41 protein-coding genes and 1 pseudogene are annotated in these 22,969 nt (G+C 65.8%); 19 read left to right on the top strand and 23 right to left on the bottom strand.

The window, feature by feature from the left end; genetic code table 11:
* Positions 1 to 47 precede the first annotated feature (47 nt).
* The 19 genes from TGR7_RS02105 to TGR7_RS02020 form a co-directional block, all read right to left on the bottom strand.
* The gene (locus tag TGR7_RS02105) at positions 48 to 494 is read right to left on the bottom strand and encodes a Mor transcription activator family protein (protein ID WP_012637013.1); all 447 of its coding nucleotides are present in this window, start codon (positions 492 to 494) and stop codon (positions 48 to 50) included.
* A complete protein-coding gene (locus tag TGR7_RS02100) occupies positions 487 to 924 on the bottom strand; it encodes a gp16 family protein (RefSeq protein ID WP_012637012.1) in 438 nt (145 codons plus the stop codon). Before TGR7_RS02100 ends, TGR7_RS02105 begins: the two co-directional genes overlap by 8 nt.
* Before the next feature lie 5 nt (positions 925 to 929).
* Positions 930 to 1,187 carry a hypothetical protein gene (locus TGR7_RS02095; RefSeq protein ID WP_012637011.1) on the bottom strand — a complete coding sequence of 86 codons (258 nt, stop codon included), beginning with the start codon at positions 1,185 to 1,187 and terminating at the stop codon, positions 930 to 932.
* A 236-nt stretch (positions 1,188 to 1,423) separates the two neighbouring features.
* Positions 1,424 to 1,681: a hypothetical protein gene (locus tag TGR7_RS02090; protein ID WP_012637009.1), complete on the bottom strand. Its 258-nt coding sequence runs from the start codon at positions 1,679 to 1,681 to the stop codon at positions 1,424 to 1,426.
* Positions 1,678 to 1,935: a hypothetical protein gene (locus tag TGR7_RS02085; RefSeq protein WP_012637008.1), complete on the bottom strand. Its 258-nt coding sequence runs from the start codon at positions 1,933 to 1,935 to the stop codon at positions 1,678 to 1,680. Before TGR7_RS02085 ends, TGR7_RS02090 begins: the two co-directional genes overlap by 4 nt.
* Positions 1,932 to 2,156: a hypothetical protein gene (locus TGR7_RS02080; protein ID WP_012637007.1), complete on the bottom strand. Its 225-nt coding sequence runs from the start codon at positions 2,154 to 2,156 to the stop codon at positions 1,932 to 1,934. The genes TGR7_RS02085 and TGR7_RS02080 overlap by 4 nt, the downstream gene beginning before the upstream one ends.
* Complete coding sequence (locus tag TGR7_RS02075) at positions 2,153 to 2,398, bottom strand: hypothetical protein (protein WP_012637006.1); 246 nt, start codon at positions 2,396 to 2,398, stop codon at positions 2,153 to 2,155. Before TGR7_RS02075 ends, TGR7_RS02080 begins: the two co-directional genes overlap by 4 nt.
* A gap of 59 nt (positions 2,399 to 2,457) precedes the next feature.
* Positions 2,458 to 2,610: a hypothetical protein gene (locus TGR7_RS17565; protein WP_012637005.1), complete on the bottom strand. Its 153-nt coding sequence runs from the start codon at positions 2,608 to 2,610 to the stop codon at positions 2,458 to 2,460.
* Positions 2,607 to 3,131, bottom strand: a complete 525-nt coding sequence (locus TGR7_RS02070; protein ID WP_012637004.1) for a host-nuclease inhibitor Gam family protein — start codon at positions 3,129 to 3,131, stop codon at positions 2,607 to 2,609. The genes TGR7_RS17565 and TGR7_RS02070 overlap by 4 nt, the downstream gene beginning before the upstream one ends.
* Entirely contained in the window at positions 3,118 to 3,525 is a 408-nt protein-coding gene (locus TGR7_RS16710) for a hypothetical protein (RefSeq protein ID WP_049764595.1), read from the bottom strand. The genes TGR7_RS02070 and TGR7_RS16710 overlap by 14 nt, the downstream gene beginning before the upstream one ends.
* A complete protein-coding gene (locus tag TGR7_RS02060) occupies positions 3,492 to 4,040 on the bottom strand; it encodes a hypothetical protein (RefSeq protein ID WP_012637002.1) in 549 nt (182 codons plus the stop codon). The genes TGR7_RS16710 and TGR7_RS02060 overlap by 34 nt, the downstream gene beginning before the upstream one ends.
* Positions 4,037 to 4,375, bottom strand: a complete 339-nt coding sequence (locus TGR7_RS02055; RefSeq protein WP_012637001.1) for a hypothetical protein — start codon at positions 4,373 to 4,375, stop codon at positions 4,037 to 4,039. The genes TGR7_RS02060 and TGR7_RS02055 overlap by 4 nt, the downstream gene beginning before the upstream one ends.
* 59 nt (positions 4,376 to 4,434) lie before the next feature.
* A complete protein-coding gene (locus tag TGR7_RS02050) occupies positions 4,435 to 4,866 on the bottom strand; it encodes a hypothetical protein (RefSeq protein WP_012637000.1) in 432 nt (143 codons plus the stop codon).
* Positions 4,863 to 5,894: an AAA family ATPase gene (locus TGR7_RS02045; RefSeq protein ID WP_012636999.1), complete on the bottom strand. Its 1,032-nt coding sequence runs from the start codon at positions 5,892 to 5,894 to the stop codon at positions 4,863 to 4,865. The genes TGR7_RS02050 and TGR7_RS02045 overlap by 4 nt, the downstream gene beginning before the upstream one ends.
* Positions 5,895 to 5,924: 30 nt before the next feature.
* The gene (locus tag TGR7_RS02040; protein ID WP_012636998.1) at positions 5,925 to 7,580 is read right to left on the bottom strand and encodes a Mu transposase C-terminal domain-containing protein; all 1,656 of its coding nucleotides are present in this window, start codon (positions 7,578 to 7,580) and stop codon (positions 5,925 to 5,927) included.
* A gap of 1 nt (position 7,581) precedes the next feature.
* Positions 7,582 to 8,610, bottom strand: coding sequence for a hypothetical protein (locus tag TGR7_RS16705; protein ID WP_012636997.1), 1,029 nt, complete (start codon positions 8,608 to 8,610; stop codon positions 7,582 to 7,584).
* On the bottom strand, positions 8,607 to 8,924 hold the full coding sequence (locus TGR7_RS02030) for a hypothetical protein (protein WP_012636996.1): 318 nt from the start codon (positions 8,922 to 8,924) through the stop codon (positions 8,607 to 8,609). The genes TGR7_RS16705 and TGR7_RS02030 overlap by 4 nt, the downstream gene beginning before the upstream one ends.
* Positions 8,925 to 9,395, bottom strand: coding sequence for a hypothetical protein (locus TGR7_RS17350; protein ID WP_012636995.1), 471 nt, complete (start codon positions 9,393 to 9,395; stop codon positions 8,925 to 8,927).
* Positions 9,388 to 9,636, bottom strand: a complete 249-nt coding sequence (locus TGR7_RS02020) for a hypothetical protein (RefSeq protein WP_222702411.1) — start codon at positions 9,634 to 9,636, stop codon at positions 9,388 to 9,390. Before TGR7_RS02020 ends, TGR7_RS17350 begins: the two co-directional genes overlap by 8 nt.
* Positions 9,637 to 10,014: 378 nt before the next feature.
* Between TGR7_RS02020 and TGR7_RS16965 the strand changes: the two genes are divergently transcribed.
* The 3 genes from TGR7_RS16965 to TGR7_RS02000 all read left to right on the top strand — a co-directional run bounded on the left by TGR7_RS16965 (position 10,015) and on the right by TGR7_RS02000 (position 11,418).
* Positions 10,015 to 10,323, top strand: coding sequence for a helix-turn-helix domain-containing protein (locus TGR7_RS16965; protein WP_222702410.1), 309 nt, complete (start codon positions 10,015 to 10,017; stop codon positions 10,321 to 10,323).
* A gap of 66 nt (positions 10,324 to 10,389) precedes the next feature.
* Positions 10,390 to 10,794: a hypothetical protein gene (locus TGR7_RS02005; protein WP_012636991.1), complete on the top strand. Its 405-nt coding sequence runs from the start codon at positions 10,390 to 10,392 to the stop codon at positions 10,792 to 10,794.
* 222 nt (positions 10,795 to 11,016) lie between these two features.
* Positions 11,017 to 11,418, top strand: coding sequence for a hypothetical protein (locus TGR7_RS02000; RefSeq protein WP_041440791.1), 402 nt, complete (start codon positions 11,017 to 11,019; stop codon positions 11,416 to 11,418).
* Between the two features lie 10 nt (positions 11,419 to 11,428).
* Here TGR7_RS02000 and TGR7_RS01995 read toward each other — a convergent pair whose 3' ends face one another.
* The gene (locus tag TGR7_RS01995; protein WP_012636989.1) at positions 11,429 to 11,677 is read right to left on the bottom strand and encodes a hypothetical protein; all 249 of its coding nucleotides are present in this window, start codon (positions 11,675 to 11,677) and stop codon (positions 11,429 to 11,431) included.
* A gap of 275 nt (positions 11,678 to 11,952) precedes the next feature.
* Between TGR7_RS01995 and TGR7_RS01990 the strand changes: the two genes are divergently transcribed.
* The 14 genes from TGR7_RS01990 (at position 11,953) to TGR7_RS01920 (ending at position 20,079) form a co-directional block, all read left to right on the top strand.
* Complete coding sequence (locus TGR7_RS01990; protein WP_012636988.1) at positions 11,953 to 13,122, top strand: hypothetical protein; 1,170 nt, start codon at positions 11,953 to 11,955, stop codon at positions 13,120 to 13,122.
* Between the two features lie 10 nt (positions 13,123 to 13,132).
* A complete protein-coding gene (locus tag TGR7_RS01980; RefSeq protein ID WP_012636987.1) occupies positions 13,133 to 13,471 on the top strand; it encodes a capsid cement protein in 339 nt (112 codons plus the stop codon).
* Between the two features lie 34 nt (positions 13,472 to 13,505).
* Positions 13,506 to 14,441, top strand: coding sequence for a major capsid protein (locus TGR7_RS01975; protein ID WP_012636986.1), 936 nt, complete (start codon positions 13,506 to 13,508; stop codon positions 14,439 to 14,441).
* A gap of 66 nt (positions 14,442 to 14,507) precedes the next feature.
* Positions 14,508 to 14,918 (top strand): ComEA family DNA-binding protein, encoded by a 411-nt coding sequence (locus TGR7_RS17660; protein ID WP_012636985.1) that lies wholly within the window; start codon positions 14,508 to 14,510, stop codon positions 14,916 to 14,918.
* 4 nt (positions 14,919 to 14,922) lie between these two features.
* A complete protein-coding gene (locus TGR7_RS01965) occupies positions 14,923 to 15,336 on the top strand; it encodes a gp436 family protein (RefSeq protein ID WP_012636984.1) in 414 nt (137 codons plus the stop codon).
* Positions 15,336 to 15,743: a hypothetical protein gene (locus TGR7_RS01960; RefSeq protein ID WP_012636983.1), complete on the top strand. Its 408-nt coding sequence runs from the start codon at positions 15,336 to 15,338 to the stop codon at positions 15,741 to 15,743. The genes TGR7_RS01965 and TGR7_RS01960 overlap by 1 nt, the downstream gene beginning before the upstream one ends.
* 199 nt (positions 15,744 to 15,942) lie before the next feature.
* Entirely contained in the window at positions 15,943 to 17,403 is a 1,461-nt protein-coding gene (locus TGR7_RS01955) for a hypothetical protein (RefSeq protein ID WP_041440786.1), read from the top strand.
* A gap of 14 nt (positions 17,404 to 17,417) precedes the next feature.
* Positions 17,418 to 17,648 carry a hypothetical protein gene (locus tag TGR7_RS01950; RefSeq protein WP_148211452.1) on the top strand — a complete coding sequence of 77 codons (231 nt, stop codon included), beginning with the start codon at positions 17,418 to 17,420 and terminating at the stop codon, positions 17,646 to 17,648.
* A 1-nt stretch (position 17,649) separates the two neighbouring features.
* Positions 17,650 to 18,021, top strand: a complete 372-nt coding sequence (locus TGR7_RS01945) for a hypothetical protein (RefSeq protein WP_012636980.1) — start codon at positions 17,650 to 17,652, stop codon at positions 18,019 to 18,021.
* Positions 18,022 to 18,038: 17 nt separating this feature from the next.
* Positions 18,039 to 18,341, top strand: coding sequence for a phage fiber-tail adaptor protein (locus TGR7_RS01940; RefSeq protein ID WP_012636979.1), 303 nt, complete (start codon positions 18,039 to 18,041; stop codon positions 18,339 to 18,341).
* On the top strand, positions 18,338 to 18,781 hold the full coding sequence (locus tag TGR7_RS01935) for a phage tail terminator protein (RefSeq protein ID WP_012636978.1): 444 nt from the start codon (positions 18,338 to 18,340) through the stop codon (positions 18,779 to 18,781). The genes TGR7_RS01940 and TGR7_RS01935 overlap by 4 nt, the downstream gene beginning before the upstream one ends.
* Positions 18,778 to 18,960 (top strand): DUF7210 family protein, encoded by a 183-nt coding sequence (locus tag TGR7_RS01930; protein WP_012636977.1) that lies wholly within the window; start codon positions 18,778 to 18,780, stop codon positions 18,958 to 18,960. Before TGR7_RS01935 ends, TGR7_RS01930 begins: the two co-directional genes overlap by 4 nt.
* A 3-nt stretch (positions 18,961 to 18,963) precedes the next feature.
* Positions 18,964 to 19,707 (top strand): phage tail tube protein, encoded by a 744-nt coding sequence (locus TGR7_RS01925; RefSeq protein ID WP_012636976.1) that lies wholly within the window; start codon positions 18,964 to 18,966, stop codon positions 19,705 to 19,707.
* Between the two features lie 3 nt (positions 19,708 to 19,710).
* Positions 19,711 to 20,079, top strand: coding sequence for a hypothetical protein (locus TGR7_RS01920; RefSeq protein WP_012636975.1), 369 nt, complete (start codon positions 19,711 to 19,713; stop codon positions 20,077 to 20,079).
* Between the two features lie 12 nt (positions 20,080 to 20,091).
* Here the strand turns inward: TGR7_RS01920 and TGR7_RS16685 are convergent, their stop codons facing one another.
* The 3 genes and pseudogenes from TGR7_RS16685 to TGR7_RS18005 form a co-directional block, all read right to left on the bottom strand.
* Positions 20,092 to 20,667, bottom strand: a complete 576-nt coding sequence (locus TGR7_RS16685; protein ID WP_012636974.1) for a YqaE/Pmp3 family membrane protein — start codon at positions 20,665 to 20,667, stop codon at positions 20,092 to 20,094.
* Between the two features lie 16 nt (positions 20,668 to 20,683).
* A complete protein-coding gene (locus TGR7_RS01910) occupies positions 20,684 to 20,896 on the bottom strand; it encodes a hypothetical protein (protein ID WP_041440781.1) in 213 nt (70 codons plus the stop codon).
* A gap of 3 nt (positions 20,897 to 20,899) precedes the next feature.
* Positions 20,900 to 20,974, bottom strand: a pseudogene (locus TGR7_RS18005) (zinc ribbon domain-containing protein); the annotation flags it as partial.
* Positions 20,975 to 21,008: 34 nt separating this feature from the next.
* Between TGR7_RS18005 and TGR7_RS01905 the strand changes: the two are divergent.
* Both TGR7_RS01905 and TGR7_RS01900 read left to right on the top strand, forming a co-directional pair.
* Positions 21,009 to 22,499, top strand: coding sequence for a phage tail length tape measure family protein (locus TGR7_RS01905; protein WP_012636973.1), 1,491 nt, complete (start codon positions 21,009 to 21,011; stop codon positions 22,497 to 22,499).
* A complete protein-coding gene (locus tag TGR7_RS01900) occupies positions 22,474 to 22,950 on the top strand; it encodes a hypothetical protein (protein WP_012636972.1) in 477 nt (158 codons plus the stop codon). Before TGR7_RS01905 ends, TGR7_RS01900 begins: the two co-directional genes overlap by 26 nt.
* The last annotated feature ends 19 nt before the right edge of the window (positions 22,951 to 22,969 follow it).

The following is a 22,969-nucleotide window of genomic DNA, read 5'->3' as shown; positions in this document are numbered from 1 at the left end:
AGTAATCAGTGGGAAAGGTTTCCCGCCCGTGCGGCGGGGGAAGAGCGTCAATCAGACTGCGCGCGCAGCGTGCGGCTGTCAAGATCGAACAGATCGCGAACGCGTCCATCATCGTCCTTGCCGGAGGAGATCTGCACCACACGCCGGCGCGTCAGCCCGTAACGGCGCGCAACCTGTGCGCCACTTCGTCCTGCAGCACGCTCGGCGCGGATCGCGATATCGCGAAGCTGGTTGCGCACCTTGGTGGGCATGGGTACGTCGAGCAGATGATCTCCGAACGCGTCGCACAGGCGTTCGATCGCCTTCGACGACAGACCCATATCGCGTAACACGCGGGCGCGCTCCGGGTGCTTCGGGATCCGGTATGGCGTGCCCCCACGTGCTTCGAGCAGCCTGAGCGTCTCTGCCATGCCGATCTCACGCACCAGCATCCGGATCTGTGGCGGCAGCAGTTGTTCGTCCACGAGGTGGATGTCGAGATCCGACTCAGTCACGTGCCTTAAGCCCTTCCCTGGCGGCCCACTGCTTGAGCGTCTCGATCACCTGGTTGGCCTCGTGGGCGTCCAGCCAGTCAGGCGAATGCTTGCGGGTGATGCGGTATACGAAATGCGACAGGGCGCGCTCCGATCTATCCCTCACCATACCGGCACGGTGCATGTCGATCCACAGCGCGCGGATCTTATCCGCCTGAGTTTTCTGGTGGGGATCCTTGTGCCGCGAAACCGGCGAGACCTTGCGGCCTGTTGGCCTCCAGCCCAAATGCTTGAAGTGAGCTAGCACGCGGGCACGGCCGGTGGCCGACAGATCCGCCGCGCTGGACGCGCCGCCGAAGGTGAAGAGCATCTGGCGATAGGTGTCCTCGTCCAGCCCCAGCCCCTTGCGAGCCAGATGGATCTTGGCGAGGTCGCGGCGTCGTGCGTCCACCGCAGCTAGTCCTCGTAATGCTCATCAAGCAGGGCCAGGGCTTTGCGCAGCACATGGCGCATGTCTCGCTTTCCCCAGAATGTCACAGCGCTCGAATCGTCATCGCCAGGGCGATGAATGAAGGGCCCCTGATACTGACAGCCGTTCACCGTTGCAGGGAGTTCAAGATAGAACCGCACGCCTGTGAAGCTCTGCCCTTCGATTTCTTTGTTGATGATCTCGATCCGATCGGTCATCTCTTCTGCGTACACGTTCACTCTCATGATCGCTCTCCTGCCAGATTCTCTGGATGCTTCATGGTCTCGATCGCCTCCCGAATGACTTCGCCGCGTTCGGGGCCGTCATCCGGCAGCTGAGTGATCTCCACCCAGTCACCCGAGAGCGGGTCAATCCCGTCATGTGCAACCCGATATGCCGCATACATCCTCGGCCTGGAAGTGGGCCGCACCGACCACCTTGCCGAGCCGGATCTTGCGCGCGCGGAAGTTCTTCGGCTTGTTCACGTGAGCGCCCCTTGCCGGCGCCACGAGTCCAGCCGGTCCCTTAACCGGAACCGGTAGAGTGTGCGGCCGCGCGGGGTGAGACCGGCCAGGTACTCGTCCTGGGCGGCGTCCCATCCGTCTCGAAATGCCTGGGCAAGCAGTGCGTCACCGGGATCGCCCCGCGAAGCCTGCGCGAGCGCCTGCTCCATCGGCCGCTCGGGGTCCTCGGCGAACGCTGCCTTGCCGGCCACCCTGGCGAGTTCGACGGCGTTCATGCGTCACCTCCCGTGAGCGGCACATAGCCCGCCTTCAGCGAACGGACCAGGTCAATGAGCTCCCGATCCACGCCTTCCGCGCTCATGGCGTTGATGAGCTGCTTGCGGGCCTCTTGGAACGATGTGAATGACTGCTCCCAGCCAAGCTCGCCGGCGAGCATGTCGGTGCCGTAGTCCAACTCAGCGGCGTCCACGATTGCGGCCAGCAGCTCGCCCCGCTGCACGCCTGTGTCGTCCCATCCGTAGACCTTCACGGCCGCCCCCTACGGGCAGCCAATGCGGGCTTGTACCAGCCGGCGCCGGACTCCCAGTACCAGAGCACATGCCCCCACTCATCGAGGACGCGGATCTTGGCGTGCGGGTTGCCGAACAACACCATCTTGACCGCGTACGCCCGAACCTCGATGTCACGCTCCTCGGGGTAGCTGAGCACCATCCGCCAGGCGCCCGCTTCATTGATCTGCAGCTTTCTCATGCTTCGCTCCCGGCCAGGTGCACCGAGTGTTCCGGCAGGTGCCATCCCTTCTGCCTGGGTGCCCGCGCGTCGCTTCGCTCGAGCCGCCTCCTGACAAGCTGAGCCGCCTGCTTCGCTCGGGCCCTGCTCCCCGCGCTCCAGCCCGAGATCACGACAGAACCATCACGCTCGACACGCCAGGCGTAGCCGACTTCGTCGCCCTGCATGCTGGTCGCCCGACCCACGTACACCAGGTATTTCATGCCGCATCCTCCAGCTCGGCCGGCAGCGCCGGCACATGCATCCAGTGGCTTGGCTGGATCTACTGATCCGGATCGGAGCCCGTCAGCACCCACTGCCCATCGCGCTTGCGATAGGCGAAGTCCGTGGTGTGCTGGCCCTCGAAGAGTTCATGCACGACCAGGACGTCGACGAGCGGAGGCGGCACGTCCGATTCCACAGGCACCCAGCTCACGCCACTTCCTCCAGTTCCGTCTCGAAGGGCACGATCACGAAGTCCTCGGACTGCTTGATGCTGATGCCCTTGATGTGCTTCACGGCGTCGGGCTCTGCGAGCACGGCTTCCTTGTCCAGCTCCTCCTTGGTGCGGATGAAGCGGGTCAGGCGCAAGTCCTTGAGGGTCTGGATGATCTTGTCCAGGCCCCGGGCGCTGACCGACGGCGGGCGCATACGCCAGCGCACCTCGCCGCTCGCCAGGTTCGCGGTCTTGCGCTTGCCCTCCTGGGTAAGCTCCGGGCGGTTCGCCTCGCACCACAGGTGCACGCCGTCGGCCAGGCGCTGGATATCCTCCGCCAGCGGCCTGGCTTGCTCCTCGTAGCGCTGCTTCACCGCGGCGATCTCGTCGTTCATCGCTGCCTGGATCCGGCTGCGCTCGCGCTGCAGGCGGCCGATCTCGGCGATGGCCTCGGTGACCTCCTCGCGCCGCCCGGGCACGAAGGTGGCGGCCTTCTGCTTGATGCGTTCAGTCTTGGGCATGGGTGGAATGCTCCTCTTTCAGCTCCAGTTGGTACTGCTCGATGAGTGCGCCGAGCGAGATGCGGCGCAGGGCCGCCTCCTGGCGCAGGCTGCTCATGGCCCGTTTGCGGAACCAGGCGGCCGTGTCCTTGAGTTCGTCTTCGTTGCGGGCCATGTAGTACCCGCCGCCGGCGCCGGGCTTGTGGGCGATGGCGTGCCCCTCCTGGCGCAGCTCGGTGATCAATGAGCGCGTGATGCGGCTCTGGTCGTAGCGGCGCCAGGGGATCACCGTCTCGCCGGTGATCGCGGCGTTCAGCGCCGTCATGCTGATGGGATCGTCCGGGCCCTGATGCTGCGAGAGCAGCTCCAGCGCGCGGGCCTTCAATCGCTTGCGGTGCTCGATGTCGAGATACACGCCTCACCTCTCATGGCCTGCTTGGCTTCCTGGATGCGAACTTTTGCCGCCTCGCGGTCGATGGGTTTGCGCAGTCCCCCGCCGCGCCGCCCGTCGGGCCGCTGCCGGAGCTGCTCGCGCTTTGCCTCCGCGCGCCCCTCGGCGGTATTGGCCAGGCCGGCGACCACTTCGAACAGGTAGCCGTGGCCCTTGAGCGGCAGGCGCAGGGTCTCGCGGTTGGCGAGCATCTGATCGAACGCCTGCTCCCAGAGCGGGAGCGGCGCCGCCCAGGCGCGCCCATTGCGCTCCACCTGGGCGGCCTTGATGGGGCCAAGCAACTCGTGCAACAGCTTCCCCGCCCGGTCCCAGGACAGCGCCCGGGACGCGGGCCGGAATAACGCCAGGTAGCGCAGGACGCGATCCCCCAGCGGCGCCGGAAGCGCCAGTGCGGCGGCCACCGTCTCGCGGGCGGCGCCGTCGGTGAGCAGCGCCTCGATGGAGAGCGTCGCGCCGCAGCAGGGGCAGACCAGCTTCACGCGTCCACGCTCCGCGCGCGGCAGGCGGGGCAGATGCCGTGCACCAGGTGGTGATCCACCAGGCCGCACCACTCGCACTCGCCGATGGACTCACGCGCCTGCCTGCGGGCCCTCTCGAGCTGGCTCTGCCAGGCTTCGGCCAGGGCGCGCTCCATACGTTGCGGATCGCCTCCTGAGCTCTCGTCCAGATCATCGGCGTAGCGCAGCAGCTGGTCTGCCATGAGGCTGCCCACCAGGAGCAACTTGCGGAGGTCGTGCCGCCGGCGGCGCTCGCCCATCGTGATGCGCTCGACCGGCAGCTCGGTCACTTCGATGTTCGCGGGGATCCGGCTCATCGCATGGCCCTCCTGGTGCTCACCGCGTAGCTGTGGTGGTGCATGGGCTCCACGTATCTCTAGCCGCGCAGGTGCGCACCAGGCGGCACGAGTTCCGCCTCGATCTGCGCGTGCATCACCGCCGCTTGTTCGGGCAGCAACGGCGCCGCGTCCGGATCGCAGCCCGCTACCGATGCGAGGATCTCGTCGGGGCAGATCAGGAAGGTGTCAAAGCGCACGCCGAAGCGGGCGCGCAGGTCGTGCTCGTCGTAGCTGTCGCGCAGCCTGTTGAGCGCGTCCTGGGCGAGCCACTCGGGCGCGTTGACCAGGTCGCCACCGGACGGATGGTCCGTATCGATCCGCAGTCCCGAGCGCTCGCCCCAGCAGCAACCCTCGAAGCAGCCCGCGCCCAGGTGGATCGCCCCCATCAGCAGGCCATCACGCCGGCGCCAGATAGTGACGGGCCTGCCGTCCCTGGTCAGCGCCGGGCGGTTTGCGTCGAATGTCTTCATGCCCCCCTCCTCGCCGGGCGAAAGCCCAGCACGTCTTGGCCCACCTTGAAGATCAGTTCCGGCGACAGGGCATGACCCTGCTTCAGCCCGTAGTCGCGAACGCCGGGGATTAAGCCCTCGCACAGCACGCGGGCGGACCCGTCGCACACCTGCCAGAGGGCGTTGAGGACCGGCTCATCCAGCGTGTCCACGTCACTGGCGAGCGCCGCGCGCGCGAGCGCGTGGGCGTCGGCTTCGGTGATGCCGCGGATCACCGGCGGCCAGAAGCCGACACGCGATGAGATCTGCCCGAAGCGGCCCCGCGGATCACGGATCATCGGCAGCAGGCGCTCCGTGCCGGCGAGCACCACACCGATGCCCGCCAGATCCCGGATGCGGCGCACGATCTCCAGCGTGCCGGCCGTGACGGTCTCCGCCTCGTCCAGGATCAGCATGCTGTCGGTGCCCTTGAGCGCGCGCAGCACGGCGGCCATGCGTTCGGCCTTGGTGCCGCGGGAGTACTTGTGCGCAGCGCGCACCGGCGCGCCCGTGGCCTCGATGAGCTGATCGAGCAGCACGGAGCCGGTCATCTCCGGCGAGGCCTCGATGAGCACGGCGCCGTGGTGTGTGTCCGCGTAGCGTTTCACCGCCCGGGTCTTGCCAGTGCCGACGAAGGCCGAGACGACACCGAAGTTGCGATACAGGTGCGCCCGCTTGCAGGCCGCATAGACGGCCCGGTGCACGCTCGTCTCCACGTAGGGCATGTCCCGGACGCCTTCGCGCATGCGCGCGGCATCACGCTCCAGGACTGACAGCGCCGCGCGCAGTTTCTGTGTCGGGCTCGCGGCATACGTGCCTGCCAGCAGCATGTGCAGCGTGCTCTGGGCAATGCCGGCCCGGCGCGCGAGATTCGCCCGGGACCAGCCGCGCTCGCGGGCCGTGTCGGAGTTCAGGATCTGGATCACCTGGTGCGTGAGCGCCCGATCCTCCTCGGTGTAGCGCTCGCCCCATTCAGACGGCTGCGCGATGACTTCGCTGATGTGACTCATGTGGTACACTCCTGCCTGATGTGAACCGACTCAGTAGTCGGTGTTAAGGATGTCCAGCTCGATCTCCGAGCGGGACTCGACGGGGGGCACGTTGGCCGACGTGCTTCCCGTTTTCTTTTCCAGAGCAGCTCCGTCCGGTTGCTCCAGCTCGGCCATGCGTTCCAGCACCTGGTCGTGGGTGACGGCCAGGCCGGCCCGGGCCTCCATCTCTTCGCGATTGCGCTCGATCGTCTTGAGCCGCTGGCGCAGGTTGAACTGCTTGCGGTCCTCCATGATCGAGCTGAAGCGGTATGGGGATTCCTTGGTGCGGGGCGCATCGCATATCCATCGGCCCGACAGATCGAGCACGCGCACCATCGCATCCGAGCGCAGATTGAACTCGACGAAGACCTTCTTGGTATTCCACTGGATCAGCTCGGGCGCGCTGTATTCGCGGTTGGCGAAGCGGATCCGGCAATCAGAAACCGTACGTTCCTCCCGGTCCCAGAACATCGCGGCATCCAGGTCAATCGGGGGGTTGCGCTCCAGCCTCGCCCAGAGGGCGGCCGGCGCGCAGTCGATCTCGCCGTGCGCCCTCTCGTGGTTGTACCAGCGACGGAACTCTTCCACGATTTCGTAGAACTGAGCGAGAGTGAGCAGCTGCTGTTCCTTGTTGCGCACGTCGCGCAAGAAGGCCTTCACCATGTCCGGATTCGCGTCCTTGCCGCAGTAACCCGGCAGCCGCTTCAGGCACTCGTTTTTCAGGATGCCGTGAAACCGCTCCACATAGCCGTTGTCCTTGGGGTTGCGTGGGCGCGGGTGGTGGGGCGTGATCCCGAGGTTTTCCAGGAAGCGCTGCACGAGTCCGGCCTTGAAGCCGGGGCCGTTGTCGGCCTGAAAATCCAGAGGGACGTGATTCTCACGCCGGATCGAATCCCCGAGGGCGTGCATCGTTCCGATCGCCGACTCCGACTCGGCGATGTAATACCCGACCCAGTACCGGCTCACGACATCCAAGCAGGGGGTCATCTCCGGCCGCCAGGGTTTGCCCGTCACCGGATGCGCCAGGTGTATGGGCATCAGGTTGCCGTCGGACTGATAGCACGCACCCACTGGAAGGTGGGCTGTGGCGCGTCGCACGTAACCGCGCATCCGGCTGTTGTATTCGAGCTGCCCGACGCGGCTCTGGTGATGCGTCTCGGTTGCGGGGAGCGTCTTGATGTACCTCCGGACCTGTCCATAGGTGACATCGAATCCTTCCTGTTGCAGGAACTTTGTGATGTTGCCCGCGTCGTTCTTCGCGCCGTGCCGGAGGTAATAAAGGATGCGAGCCTCGCACCCGAGGGCACGCCTTTGCCGGCCCTTGTATCGATCCACGAGGCCTAACATGCCAGCATCACGGTAGCCGTTGAGCCATCGCTCGATGCTCTGCCAGCTGGGCGGTTCGCCCGCCCGCCCCACCTTCTTGGCGATAGCCAGGGTGTGCTCCGGCACCCGGCGGGCGTCGATCATCGCCCGGAGGTGTTGGGCCGCGGACTTTGCGGACACGACGCCCGCGACCACCTTGTCGAGCTCCACCTTGATCAACGCCAGCCGCATCTCGGCACGCTCACGCTTGTACTCCGGGAGCCGCGCCCACTCGTCGTCCGATCGAGCGGGTTGTGGTAATGGGCGCGGGGTATAGGGGGTGGCGATTACGTTGCCCATTTCACGCCCCCTTGCGCCGGCTCTTGTTCTTGCTGCCCTTCGGCCGTCCGGGCTTCCGAACCCCTTGCTGCATACGCACCGCCTCGCGGGCATGCGCCTCGGCCTCGTGTTCGTTGAGGATCAGGCGGCGCAGGTGCAGGAACTGATGTGCCTCTTCTTCAGGCATCATCGGCAAGTTGCCCGCCTCCTCGCCGATGGTCTCCGCGAAGGTCTCGCCCGCGATGGCCGCCAGGCGCGCCGCCCGCGCATGCACCGCGCTCAGGTTTTGCCAGAACGCCATCACCGCCGCGCCGTAGTGCGCAAACCGCTCAGGGTCATCGAGCGGCAGGTCCGGGTCCTCCAGCTTGGCCGTCAGCCGCTCAAGATCGTCCAGGCACAGCAGCGCCTTCTCCGCCAGGGCGGAGGAATCCATGCGCACCTGGGTCGTAAACTCGGGCCACGTGCGGGCCTCGGCCTTGCGCAGGCGTTCGCGCAGCTGCTCGGCCTCCACCTCGGCCAACTCACGGGCGTGCTGCTCCCGCATCAGCCCGTGCTGAGCGTCCTTGAGCTGGCGGCGGGTATCGAGAGACCGCTCCACCACGGCCTCCAGGATCTCCAACACCTCGTCCTTGTCCTGCGCGGCCTCGGCCCGGCGGATCACCTCGCCGCGCTCGTCCTCGGGCAACTGACGGAGCTGGCGCAGTTCGCGATAGCCAAGCCCGGCGCCACGCATCGCTTGCAGCGCCTCCTCGCCGAGGGCGGACAGATTGGCCAGGTCCTCATCAACCTTCTGCCTGGACAGGCCCAGCCCGTAGCGGCAGTAATCCTCAAAACTGCTAACCTGTCGGCAGTTTCCTTCCGGCGTGTTTATCGACAACCCTTTGAAAAGCTTGCGTTTCTTTATTTCCGCGAGCACCTTCAAGGTGCTGACGGTAAATAAATTGCGGCTGGCATTGGCCATTTGAGCCAAGCCCAGCATCCGGTACGCCTCGCCAGCGGCCTCGTCTGTCGTCGGCTCTTGCGTCTCGGTTGCGGGGAGCTTCTTGGTCATGCTGCACCCCCGGAATTCAGGACGTCTTCGGTGCGACCGGCCAGATCTACGGCGGCCGCACGAAACAGAAGGCGCATGGTGTAGCTGTGCTGAGTCTCGATGGAGTCCAGGAAGCCCAGCAGTTGTTTCATGTCGGTGCCGTGACGGCCGCCGTCCGTCATGATGCGCACGGCGTAGTCGGCCACTGCCTCCGCGGCTTCCACCGTGCCGGGCGCGTTAACGCAATCAGCGAGCAGATTGGCCATTTCACGCAGGTTGTCCATGTGCATGAGACTCCCGAACAGTTCGCGATTGATGCGGTTTGCATCGTCCATCTAACCCTCCAAGGTCTTCTTCAGATTTCGGATATCCCGCCCCAGCCGCGCGTGGGCCACCAGGCGCTCACCCAGGGCCAGCGCGGCCTGCTCGCGGCCGTCCACCAGGTCGTGGCCGATGGCCTGGGCCAGCACCAGCAGCGGGGCGATGGAGCCCGTGGCCCAGCACAACGCGGGCAGGTAGCGGGCGGGGAATTCGTGGTATTCCTTGCTGTGGGCCGTCCAGGCGTTGAGCTGGCGCGGCGTGATCGGGCGCTCCTGGTCCGGCAGGACCAGATTCATGCGCTGGACGATCCGCTCCCGGGACAGCCCCCGGCGCTTGGCCTCCCGGATCGCCTGGTTGACGGCGCCCAGCAGCTCGGGGCCGATGTCCAGGTCCTGCGCGGCCTGTGCCTCCAGGGCCTCCTGCTCCGCCAGTCGCTGGAACAGATCGGCCTGAACACTGGAAAAATCCGCCCGCGTCTTAGCCACTGACGGCGTCCTCCCCGGGCTGTACGGTAGAGCCCATGAGAGACAGCAGCTCGCCAACAGTCAGGTCCTCCAGCGCCTTGCCGCTGGCTGCGATGCGGGCGGCCAGTGCGTGCGTGGCCTGGCCGTTCATCTCCGCGATGCAGCCGATGTTCTGGGACGCGTCGATCAGGGCGCGTTGGATGGGGGTGGTGATCATGCCGCCCTCCGGGTCTTGGCCTGGCGGGGCGGTTCGCTGTAGCACCCGTCCGGCCAGAGCCTGGAGAGCGGGGTCTTTGTGATTGCGGCGATGAAACTCGCGATGTTGTACGATCTGGCTTGGTCGCGGAGGACCTGGCTGACGGCATTTGGGTTGCAGCCCAGCTCCCGAGCGATACGGGTCGGTGTATAACCGGCCTTGTGAATCAGGCAATAGCGGTCGGCCCAGTGCACGGCGGACTCCTTCTGTCTGGCAAACCGACAGCGCGCTGTCGATTTGGGCTTACGGTGGCGGTCTGGTGGGACCGCCGTTTTTTGGGGTTCGGTGCTGCTGTTTGGCAGCCTTGGATGGGAGCATAAGAGACTAAAAAGTCTCTTGTCAAGAATGTCAGATACTATTTCGTCTCGATTCCGGGAAGAGCGAGTGCGCCTCGGCCTGTCCCAAGCGGAGGTTGCAGGCATCTGTGGTGTGCGCCGTGAAATCGTTGGTCGCTGGGAACGAGGGATCAACGCTCCTGGAGGGGAGGCGCTGGCCGCATTTGGGATGCATGGAGCTGATCTCCACTACATCCTGACCGGCCGCGACAAAGACGCTCCCCAGCCGGTCATGCTCCGCCCCGATGAGTTGGAGCTGGTGCTGCTGTGGCGGGATCTGACAGAGGAACAGAGGAAGGGCATACGCGCCCAGGTGCGCGCGCTAGCGGCGCTGAGGAAAGGACGTAAGAAGACTTAGCCAGGCCGATCTCTTAACTGGTACACGCCGAGCAATCCGGCGTCATGGACGAAGGGAGAAAAATCGATGAACCTGAGAACGATGATCGTGGCTGTGCCGCTGTGCCTGCTCCTGGCCGCCTCTGTGGCATGGGCCAGCGACTTCCGGATCAAGGGCTACTTCAAGGACCGAGCCACCAATCGAATATTCACCATCGAATACCGTGGCGATCCCGGTGCTGACCAGGCGCGACGATACGCCGAGCAACGACCTTACGCTGCCGGTCAAATGACCGCGGTGTACTTCTATCCGGCGGGTTCTCGCATGCCTGTCGACGGGATCACCCGAGCCAAGAACCTCTTTGATGCCAATCGCATCCTCTACGATGTGCCTGGGCTGGCGGCCTGGCGCTATGCCTACATGCGCGGCTTCGACGGGCGCTCGCAGTTCGTGGATTGCCTGGAATCTGCCGGACATGATCTGTGCCGGTAGAGGAAAAGGTTGCTGGGCCGCGCGGTGCAGGTGGCGCACCTGGTGATGGGGCTCTCCGATGCAAATGCGCGGCGAGCCGCACATTTGCCCCGAAATGACGAGGCAGCCTCAGAAGCTCTGAGAGCCCTCCGGGGCGCTCGGCCGCCCCCATGGGTATCCGGCGGGGCGATCGGGGCGGATGCGGGGATTTGAAACGGTTTTGAATCGGGTGGCGCCAGAGCCATGCGCCCGGATCTGGCGATAATCTTCTCTTTACAGGGACAGGGAGGCGATATGGGTATCCTGAGATTGGTGTTGATCGCGCTGGTGGCGTTCGGATTGCTGGCGGCCGTCAACTATGCCCTGGACCAACGCAAGGCCTCGCGGACCCAGGCGGCCGACGAGGCCCGTTGGCAGGCGCTCATCGACAGCTGTCATTCACACGTCATTCGCATGGCCAGATACCCATCGAAGGTCGAGTTCACCAAAACCAGGCACGGCACCACCGGCGGCGGCCGATCGGTGCTGGGCATCGTCGACCTCTACAACGCGCTCGGTGTCCATATCCCGCATCAATACCACTGCCAGTTCGATGAGCATGGAGAGCTGATTGGGGAACCCTATCTGGTTGAGGAAGGCGCTTGAGTCTTAGCTGTCAGATTTCTCTCAGCCGCGCGGTAATCTTGTCGTATTGCTCGTTAAGCACCGATCCGATTGCCTCCATTACCTCAGCCTTTAGTCCTGGCAGTTCTATTTCGATATGTGTGTCTTTTTCCACAAGCGCGAACGTTTCGTAGCTTCCCCCGTCCTCCCCTGTGGCGGCATTGATACTTTCCTTTGCAGCCTGCACTGTCCGCAGCTTTTCAATCAGTTGCTCGGCTTCGTCGATGTTTTCAATATCCATCGAATCTCCAGTAAAAATCTAACATCAGCGTCAACTCGGACGCTCGTACCTCGCGCCGGTTACGCTGGCCGTTAGGGCTTCGGTAGTGGTGGTGGGGTGAGTGGTCCGCACCAATGCGTGATTCCCCACCATTCGGTTGCGCCTGCGCATCCAATTTGCTGACCGCCATTGACGGGTCTGCCAGTCTGTCGCACGCTATGACTGTATCCGCATTCCCATCACTGGGAAACATTTCCCGCTGATCCCCCCGGCCTGATTCCCCCAAAGTGCGTGTCATGCCGACACGCACTCAAGCCTTCCGTGGGTTCAACGACTGGATCGAGGTGTTTCGCGCCGGCGAGCACACCGATGCGGCGGGGAACACGCGCACCTGGACAGAGGATGATCTCGACCAGATCGTCCGCAACCATTCCGAAGCTGATGCCGCGCCGATCGTCATCGGCCACCCCAAGACGAATGATCCCGCCTACGGCTGGACCGCCGCCCTGAAGCGCGAGGGCGGGCGTCTGCTTGCCCGCTTCAAGGACGTCGCCAACGAGTTCGCCGCCGCCGTGGAGGCCGGGCGCTACCGCAAGCGTTCGATCCGAGTCGCCCCCTCTCCCGAGGGTTGGCGTCTGCTGCACGTGGGCTTTCTGGGCGCAGCCCCGCCGGCCGTCTCCGGTTTGGCAGCGCTCAACTACCAGGAGCCCGAGGGTGAGTACCACGATTACGCGGCCGACTGGTACACACCGTCCGTGATGGCGCGCCTGATGCGGCGCATGCGCGACTTTCTCATTGAGCACTTCGGCGCCGAGGCGGCGGATCGTGTCATGCCCGAGGGGGAGCTCGACGCCCTGAAGGAGCACGCGGATTCGGCGCTGGAACAGAGCATCGGCCCGGAGGACGAACCCACCCCTGCATTCGCACAGTCACAGACAGGAGACCTGGACATGCCTACCCAGGAAGATATCGAGCGCGCCCGACGGGAGGCGCGGGAGGAAGCCGCGGCGGAGTTCGCCCGGCGTGAGACCGAGCTCAACGACCAGCTCAGCCAGGAGCGAACGGGGCGGCTGCGCGCAGCCTACGAGACCGAGCTGCGCGCCCACGTGGATGCCGGCCGGCTGACGCCGGCCCAGGCCGAGGGGGCGGCGGAGTTCATGCTGGCGCTGCCGGATGAGACGTTCGAGTTCTCCAGTGGTGAGGGCGACCAGGCGCGCACCGAGAAGAAGGCGCCGCTCGACTGGTTCCGGGAGTTCGTCGGCCGGCTGCCGAAGCAGGTGAGTCTCGGCGAGGACGGCCGGGAGGGCCCCGGGGGCGCGCCGGATCAGGCCGCCAGCTTCAACGCGCCCCAGGGCTACGCGGTGGACGGCGACCAGCTCGAACTGCACCGCAAGGCGCTGGATTACCAGAAGGCCCACCCGGGCGCGGACTACATCACGGCCGTGCGCGCCGTGAACGAGAGCTGAGGAGCACACCATGCCGAGCCAGAACATCGCCATCCTGACGCTTTCCATCGCCGCCGCGGCGGCCCTGTCGCCGCACCGCTTCGTGACCGCCGCCGGTGCGGTCGCAAGCGCTGGTGGCAACGCCCTGGGCGTGACCCGCTCCGAGGCAGATACCGGCGACATGACGCCGGTCGACGTGCTGGGCACCACCCGCGTGACCGCGGGCGCCGCCATCACGGCCGGCGCGGCCGTGCAGGTGGGCTCCGACGGCAAGGCCATCACGCTGGCCGCCGGCGAGAAGGTCGGGCGGGCCCTGGAGGCCGCCGGCGCCGACGGTGATCTCATCGAGATCGTCCTGATCCCCAACTGACGCGCGCGTCGCGAGACCCAAGGAGACTTAGACCATGCCTCAGATGACCCCCCGTCAGGCCCGGGTGATCGATCCCATCCTGACCCAGGTGGCCCAGGGCCACAAGAACGCGGACTTCGTTGGCGAGGCGCTCTTTCCGGTGGTGCCGGTGGAGCAGCGCGGCGGCAAGATCATCCAGTTCGGCAAGGAGGACTTCAAACTCTACGCCACCGGCCGCGCCCCGGGCGCCAACACCAAGCGTGTGAACTACGGCTACCAGGGCGACCCCTACAGCCTGGAGCAGCACGCGCTGGAAGGCCAGGTGCCGTTCGAGATCATGGAAGACGCCAACGCGGTGCCAAACATCGACATGGCCACCGTGGCGATCCGCAAGACGCAGAACATCATCGATCTGCGCCTGGAGAAGGCACGGGCGGATATCGCGCGCGACGAGGCCAGCTACGACAACGACCACAAGGTCACGCTATCCGGCACCGATCAGTGGAGCGACCACGACAACAGCGATCCGACCGGCGATATCGACGCGGCGCGCTCCGCGGTGCGCTCGACCATCGGCCGCCGCCCGAATACCGCGCTGCTCTCCGGCAAGGCCTTCGACGCCGTGCGCAACCACCCGAAGATCATCGACCGCATCAAGTACACCGGGCGCGATTCCATCACCCCGGAGATGCTGGCCAGCCTGTGGAACCTGCAGCGCGTGGTGGTCGGCGATGCGGTATATGCCGAGGACGATGGCGACCTGGTGGACGTGTGGGGCGGCGACGTGATCGTGGCCTACACCGAGGTAGGCTCTCTCGCCGACATGGGTCTGCCCAGCTACGGCTACACCTATCGGCTGCGCAACTTCCCCATCGTCGAGCAGCCCTACCAGGACCGCAACGCCAAGAGCTGGATCTATCCGGTGACCGACGAGGTGGACCCCGTGATGGCCGCCGGGCTGGCCGGATTCCTGATCCGCAACGCGGCCTGATCCGGCGCGCCCCCAGCCGAGATGAGAGCGGGGCCGAGAGGCCCCGCTTTATTGGAGAGCGAAACGATGCGTGAGTACCTGGTCAAGACCCCGCTAAGACACAACGGTGTGCTATACCGCCCGGATCCCGCGAACGAGGTCCTCGTGGCCCTGGACGAAAAGCATGCCGCCCCCCTCCTGGCGCTGAGTGCCATCGCGCCCCTGCATAACACCGCGACGATGACCAGGCCGGCGGGAGGTCAGGATGACAGCACGAACACAGGCGAGGGATCGCCCCCGCAGGGCGCCGTGAACATCAACACCGCCACCCCCGAAGAGTTGGCCTCCGCGATCTCCGGTGTGGGCGATGGCGTGGCTGCCCGGATCGTGGCCTATCGCGAGGAGCACGGGCCCTTCGAAAGCGTGGATCATCTCACCCGCGTGCAGGGCATCGGCAAGGCCACCCTGGCGGCCCACAAGGACGGGCTGACCGTCTGAGCTCATGTACACGGACCGCGATGACCTGATCCAGCGATATGGCGAGGCCGAGCTGATCCAGCTCACCGATCGCCATCGCCAGGGCATCGTGGACGAGGAAGTGCTCGCCAGAGCCATCGCCGACGCCGAGGCCCTGGTGGATTCCTATCTGGCGCCGCGCTACGTGCTTCCCCTGGCCGTCGACCTGGTGCAGGGCTCCAACCTCCCCCAGGCCGCCGCAGACATTGCCCGATACAACCTCTACGGCGCGCATGCACCGGAGGAAGTGGAGAAGCGATACGAGCGCCAGGTGAAGTGGCTGCGCGATCTCTCGCAGGGCGCAGCGAGCCTCGGCGTGCAGGACACCGCCACCGCCACACCCGCTGGACGCGCAGTAGTGCGCGGTGGAGCCAGTCAATTCAATTGGGAGAAATTCTGATGCGACACATACTGACTGCCCTGCTGTGCCTGTTTGCCCTCGGGTCCGCCGTTGCCCAGGAGCTCGATCCGCTCGAGGTCACGGTCACCTGGGATCCACCCACGCAGCGCCTGGACGGCATGCCGATGGATCCGGCGACCGAGATCAGCCACTACACGCTGCGCTGCGCGGCAGACGAGGCTGGGCCCTTTGAGGGCGGCTACCAGATCCCTGGGATGACTGGCGACGGCACTCACGTGGCGGACATGACCGACGTGTTCGGCCACGGCTACGGGGACTACTGGTGCGTGATGACTGCGACGGACACGCAGGGGCGCGAGAGCGGTCCGAGCAATGTGGCTGCGTTCAGTTGGGAGCCGGCATCGCCGGGATCGCCGACGCAGTTGCTGATTATTCGGGTGCAGTGATCGTAGTGAGGTCCGTCACCTGCATCGTGTGCCACGATCCGCTGCCGCCGGATTGCGCTCCGCAACGGATCTATTGCTCGGTGCGGTGCAAGCGGGTGGGGTGTGAGCTGGCAGGGGCGCAGCGGCCTGCCACAGAGGCTGAGCGCCGGGCCTTCCGCCCCCTGCTGGCGGACGCATTCGATATCAGGGACCGCTGCTTGTGATCACGCTCTGGACCAACATGCAGGGCGTAATGGACAGCGGTGTGTATACCCACGGCGAGACCGAGCATCCGCCCGATCTCACCTATCTGCAGGACCCGTCGTGGTGCTCACCGTTTGCTATCACCGCGCCGGGTGGCGACTGGGGGGCCAGACTCGCGATGGATATTGGCGTCACGTGGTGCACGCGGGCAGCCAGTACCCCGCCTCACGGTACGCTCGCGCCGGCAGGTCGTGTGCTGCTGCTCTACGAGCCCGTCCAGGACGCGGCAACCGAGATATTCGGGATCCGGGCTGCCACCCAGTCCAACGGTCGAGTTCGCGCATTCCGCATCGGTAGCGATCTGCGCATACAGATCCAGTGGGCGGAGTTCGGCGTCATTTTGGAGCGCAACTACCCCATCCCCACGGGTCTGACCTGGATAGAGATCGTCTGGGACATCACCGTCGATACCCCGGATCTCGCGGACGGTTTGCGCTGCCGGGTCTGGCCATTCGGGGCATCTGTGCCTGCGCTCGATGCGCCCACTGTCGTGGTCGGTACGGCGGGCACATACGATCCGCTGGTGCAGCTGTCGCTGGGCAATGGTGACGCCGAGACGCCGTGGCTCGTCGGGCAGATTATCGTGAGCGACGATCCCGGCGAGGACCTCAGTGCGTACGTAGACACCATCGTGTATCCCGGCGAGGGGCCTGGCGACGCTCTCGACGTCGGCGGTGCTTACCATTCCCTCCGCTCCCCTGAGATCCAACTGATCCAGGGGCACGTGCTCTCCGTGGGTGGTGTGCGTCATGGCCATACGGCCGAAGCCGCTGATCTGGTGCAGGCGGCGGTACTGGCGGTGGCGGGGGCGCTGCATGGGCATACCTCCGGTTCGCCTGCTCTTTCCCAGGCGGCCACGCTGACCGTGGCCGGTGCCCTGCATGGCCACACGGCCGCGGCTGTCGTGTTGACGCAGGCGGGGCTGCTGGATGTGCTCGCTGCCTGGCATGGGCACACCTCGACGGCGCCGGCGGTGACGACGGAGGCGATGCTCGACGTCGGCGCGGCGCATCACGGGCACTTCGCCCAGGATGCGCAACTGACCCAGGCGCACCTCCTGGTGGTGGGCGATGCGGTGCACGGGCATCGCGTGGAGAGCGTGACGCTCTCGGAGGCGCTGCTGCTGGAGATCGGCAGCGCGCTGCATGGGCACACGGTGCAAGGGGTGGCGCTGACGCAGGGGCACGTGCTGGCGGTGGCGGGCGCGGTGCATGCGCTGACCTCGGATGCCATCGACGGGATGCCGACGGACGCGGTGCTGGTGGTGGATAACGCGGTGCATGCGCACATCGCGCAGCAGGTTGCGCTGTTTGATCCGCTGGCGACGGTGGATCTCGGCAATCGGATTTTCGTGGTGCAGGCGGAGGACCGCCTGTTCGTGGTGCAGGCGGAGGACCGGATCGGGAGGGTGCATTGATGGACAAGAGTGGGATGGTTTGGATCGACGTGCTGCGTGACTTTCGCGCGCGGGACGGCTCGGCGTATTACGCCGAGGAAAAACGGCTGGTGAGCACGGAACAGCGCGCACGCTTCTGCGCCGCTGGCTGGGCCAGCGACCCGAGCGGCGCCGTGCCGACCGGCACGCCCAACACGGCAGGCACACGGCTGGAGGGTGTGCAGGACATCGTGCACCAGGTGAGCATGACCGAGGGGGATCACTGAGATGGCACGTTTCGCGAACGATTATGTACTGGACGGCACGCTCGACCGCGCTGCCGAGGCCACACAGCTCCTGGTGTGCGTGGGCCAGCCCATCGACCGGGCCGCGGCGCTCGCCAGCGCCCTGGCCTCCGAGTCGCTGACCGGTGCCGATTTCACCAAAGCGACGGGCGACGTCTCGGGGCGCAAGGTGACGGTGGCACAGCAGGCGGATCTCTCGATCACTGATTCCGGCGAGGCGGACCACGTGGTGCTGATCGATGCCACGCGCCTGCTCTACGCCACGGTGTGCACACCGCAGGTCCTGACCGAGGGCGGGACGGTGACGGTGCCGGCCTGGGCGATCGAGGTGGCCGACCCGGTGGCGCCGGCGTAAGGGGTGATGGTTGAGCGATGAGCCGCATCACTCCACGTGACTTCGTCAAGGACCCCGATGCAGTGCTGCCATTCGGGATTGACTGGACCGACTGGCTGGTCCGCGAGGGCATCACGTCCCCGTCATTCAGCTGGCAACTTCCCGAGGGCATCACGTCTGCGGAGCAGTCCGTGCAGAACATAGATGGGCGCACCGTGGCGGTGGCCTGGATCTCGGGTGGCGAGCACGGTCGCAGGTATCGAGTGACATGCCGAGTAGATGACGCTGCAACGGATAAGCGCGATGAACGATCGATTCTGATTCAGGTGAGGGAGCGATGACCGGCCACTTCCTCGCACTGGAACCGCTCATCGAGGCCCGATTGAAGGCGCATTTGCCCGCCGGCGTACATGTGCTGACCGCTGCGGATCTCGCGGGCGTCGAGGAACGTGCGCAGGTGACGCCGGCGGTGCACCTGATCTATCGCGGCTATCGCCCCACGCAGGACCAGGGCCAGGGGAAGATCCAGGAGATCGAACAGATCTGGTGGACGGTGGTGGCCGTGCGTTCCGCGCGCGACATCAAGGGCGGCTCGGGCACGCGCGAGCAGGCCGGGCCGATCATCGATGCGGTGCTGGAGGCCCTGATGGGCTGGCGCCCCATCGAGGGCTATCTGCCCCTGAAACTCGCGCCCTCCGCAGCGCCCGCCTACCGGGCCGGATTTGCCTACCACCCGCTGGGGTGGACCACACGCACAACCAAGAGAGGTGCACAACAGTGAGCACGAAAAGCGAAACGAAGAAGCCCGAGGCAAAGACGGTGAGCGTCACGCTCATCGCGCCGCACACCCACCACGGCACGCACTACACGCCGGGCCAGACCATCCAGGTGCGCGAGCACCTGGTGCCCTGGCTCGCCCGCCACCGGGTGATCGAAGCCCCCGCCCAGACCAAGGAGTAAATCATGCCGACGACCGACTACAGCTACCTGGGCTCCGGCCAGGTTTACATGCGCGACCGCTCCGAGGGCGGCGGCGGGCTGGTGCCCGTGGGCAACATCTCCGCCCTGGGCCTGGCCGTGAACGAGAACGTCATCGAGCTGCGCGACCACACCCGCCCCGGCGGCGGCACCCGCAACGAGGTGCGCCGCATCGAGAGCGTGGAGCTCTCGGCGACGCTGCACGACCTCTCGCCGGCGAACTTCGCCCGTGGCACCTACGGCCTGACCGAGGCCGTTACGGCAGGCTCCGTGAGCAGCGAGATCGTCACCGCCCACAAGGGCGCGCTGGTTCGCCTGGCCCACGCCAACCCCACGGACGTGGTGGTGGTTGACGAGGACACCGGCACCACTACCTACGTAGCCGGCACCGACTACGAGGTACGCCCTGGCGGCATCTTCATCCTGAAGGGCGGCGCGATCACCGACGGTGAAGAGCTGGATGTGGCCTACGAGCACGGCGCCGAGGATCTGGTGCAGGCCCTGGTGCGCGCCGGGGCGGAGTTCGAGATCCACTTCGAGGGCCTGAACGAGGCCCGCTCTGGGAAGGCCGTGCTGGTGGATATCTGGCGCTGCCGCCTGGGCGCGGCCCAGAACATCAGCCTGATCGGCGATGAGTTCGCCGCGCTGGAGTTGACCGGACGCTTGCTGGCCGACGGCTCCAGGGGCGCCGGCGAGAGCGCCTACTTCCGCACCACGATCCAGAGGTAAGCCATGCGCCAGGAAAAACAGATCGATGTAGCCGGGCGCACCGTCACCGTGAAGGAACTCACGGTGGCGGAAATCCGCGCCTGGCTGCGCGGGCTCGATCAGGCCGAGGCGGGCGGGGGCATGCAGGACCTGGTGGATCTGGCCCTGATGGACGACGTGTCGCTCTCCGACATCGCCCGGATGACCAGCCTGCGGACCGCCGAGATCGAGGAGCTCACGCCCAGCGAGATCGGGGCGGTGGTGGCTGTGTGCCGGGAGGTGAACCCGCGTTTTTTCGGCCTGCAGGACCGGCTGCGGATGGTGGCCCGCCGGGTGGCGGGCCGGGCGGTCAGCACACCCGCCGCCGAGGCCGAGCCACTCAGCTCGAGCTGAGCGTGGCGGCGCTCATTCGCGCCGGCCATCCGATGGCGTGGAGCTACCCGTGGGACGTGTACCTGAGCGCGTGGGAGCAGGCGACTCATCGGCGCCAGTGATGGAGTAGCCGGTGTCCGCCGGAGAGGAGGCAGGATGCCCCTTCTTCCCTGCGGCCTGGGTCTCCCGGTATCTGGCCGTGGCCTCGGCCAGCTTGGCCCGCTCAGCGGCGCCCTTGGCGAACACTTTGGCGTCGGGATCGGAGCCTGCGGAGTCCTGGTGTTGCCCGTAGCGCGCCGATAGCTCTTGGCCCGCAGGGCTGGTGAGGGGCACCAGGTCAGCCGATCCGCAAACACCGCACACCTTGCCCCGGGTGGTCAGACGCCAGATGGAGTAGATCAAGCCCGGAATGATGAACATCAGCCACAACAGGATTTCGATGAAGATGCTGCCGCGGGTGTGGGTACGTGCCTTGTTGGCCGTGCCACACCGCGAGCAGATGAGGGCCTTTTTTGAGTCGAGCCTGATGCTTCTGAACAACACAACAACGACCCCAACGTACACAAAGATCATCAGCAACTGCCAAAGCGAAATTCCTCCAATACCCATTATCTCGTCCTCACCGTCAACCGTTCTGCCACCAGGAACCAAGCTTGGCCCAGGTCACAAGACCCAATCCAGCAATCAAGAGGACAGCGGCCCAAGCCCCGTTATTAGCGCCAGCAATCCAGAGCACGAGCGATCCGAACAGGATCAGTGTGACGCCAATGGCTTGCAACGCCTTGAAACTCTTCGCGGTGCTTTGTGTGGTTGTATAGGCGCCATCTTGAGTCTGCATGGGCCTACCGCACTTAGGGCAAGTTGGAGCGCGGTCGGAAACTTGGTTCCCACAGTCAGGGCAGTTAACCAATGCCATCGCAACTTCTCCTTGTTTGGGCTGAGGTCTGAGTATGGCTGATATGGAACTCGCGCTCCAGATTCGCGCCGAGGCTCGCCAGGCAGTCCGTGAGCTGCAGGGCACGCGCCAGGAGATGGGACGCATGGGCCAGAGCGGGCGCACGGCCGGCGAGGACCTGCGCGGCCTGAATCAGCGCGTGGATGAGCTGCAGCGAGGCCTCGATGGCGTGCAGCGCACCGGACGCATGGTCCGCAACGTGCTCGGCGCCCTGGGCGTGGGCTTCTCCATCCGCGCCGTCTTCCAGGCCACCATCGAGCAGGAGCGGGTGCTTGCCCAGCTCGATGCGCGAATCCGGTCCACGGGTGGCGCCGCAGGATACACCCGCGACGAACTTGCCAAGATGGCGGCCGAGTTGCAGCAGGTGACCACCTACGGCGATGAAGCTGTCATGGCCATGCAGGGTGTGCTGCTCACCTTCACGCAGGTGCGCGGTGCTGAGTTCAGGGATGCGACCGGCCTGATTCTGGACATGGCGACCGCCCTGGGGCAGGACCTGCAGTCGGCCGCCATGCAGGTGGGTCGGTCCTTGAACGACCCGATCCAGGGCATCACGGCGCTGAATCGGGCGGGTGTTCAATTCACTCAGGATCAACGCGAGTTGGTTCGCCAGCTCGTTGAGACTGGCGATGTGGCTGGTGCCCAACGCGTCATTCTGAAAGAGCTGGAAACCCAGTTCGGTGGATCAGCAAAGGCCGCACGAAACACATTTGGGGGGGCTTTACAGGCGCTGCGTAACGCCGTCGGTGATCTCTTTGAGGCCGAGGGCGGCGGGCTCGTGTCCGCCAAGGAGAACATCGAAGCCCTGACGACGATGCTCTCAGATCCTGATGTCGTAGCCGGGGTGGACAGCCTCACCACGGGATTCATACAGCTCTTCAGCTGGATTGCGAAAGCCGGTGCCGAGGGGGGCAAATTCGCCAAGTGGCTGGGAGAGGAACTGGCTGCCAGAAGCTCCGGGGCGGCTGCTGGCGACCTGGTGAGGATCGGGCAGGAACTTGATCGGATCACTAAAAGCATCGAGGGGCTCAATACCCAGGAGCAGCGTTTCGGGCGCCTGGCTCCTGCAATGCAGGAAGAGTTGGAACGCCTGCTCCAGCGCCGATCTGATCTATTACGCATGGAAAAGGAGGCGCTCGAAGCCGGCGTCACCAATGAACGCAAGGCCGCCGACGACAAGTCCAAGATCCGTCAGCAGGACACTCGGGACCTCGGCCGAAATCTCGGTGCACAACTCAAGCTTCACGAGGAGCACAAAAAGGCCCTTGAGCAGGCGCGCCGCGAGCGCAAAAGCCTGGAGCGCATGGCCGATGACCTGGAGACGGAGTTCGCGCCCCAGGCGCCCAGCATCAACGCCGAGCTGGAGAACGTGCTCGACATTTACCGCGAGCTGCCCCGCCGCTCAGCGGGCGCTGGAGCGCGGCGAGTTCGACCAGGCCGCCGAGGGGGCGCAGAAGCTCGTGGAACGGCTGCGCCAGGCACGTGAGGAGGGGCGGCTCTCGGGCCCTGAACTGGCGCGCATGAGCCGGGAGCTGGCCAAGATCCTGCGTGAGTCGGGGGCAGGCAAGGAGGCACAGGCCGAAGGGGTACCGCTGAAACTGGATGCCAACAGTCTGCAGGATGCTATCGATGACGGGCGCGCCTGGATCCGCTGGGCCTTCGAGGAGGACCCGCCGAAGATCCCGGTGGCGCTTGAACTCGACCGCCATAGCCTGCTCGATGACCTGGAGATCCCGGGGGCCGAGGGCGAGGACATGCAGATCCCGGCGACGCTGGATACCGCCCCGGCGGCGGAGGAGTTCCGGGCGCTCGCCGAGCGCCTGCGCGCCGTGGCGATCCGCATCCCGGTGCAGCTGGAGGTCAGCGGCGGCGCAGGCGGCGATGCCGTGCAGGAGACCATCGCCCGTGAGGCGGCCAAGCGCGGGAGGCGGGGATGAGCGACGCGGCATTGTTCGT

The organism is Thioalkalivibrio sulfidiphilus HL-EbGr7 (assembly GCF_000021985.1).
GTDB lineage: Bacteria > Pseudomonadota > Gammaproteobacteria > Ectothiorhodospirales > Ectothiorhodospiraceae > Thioalkalivibrio_A > Thioalkalivibrio_A sulfidiphilus.
This window is presented reverse-complemented; position numbering and strand designations above follow the sequence as displayed.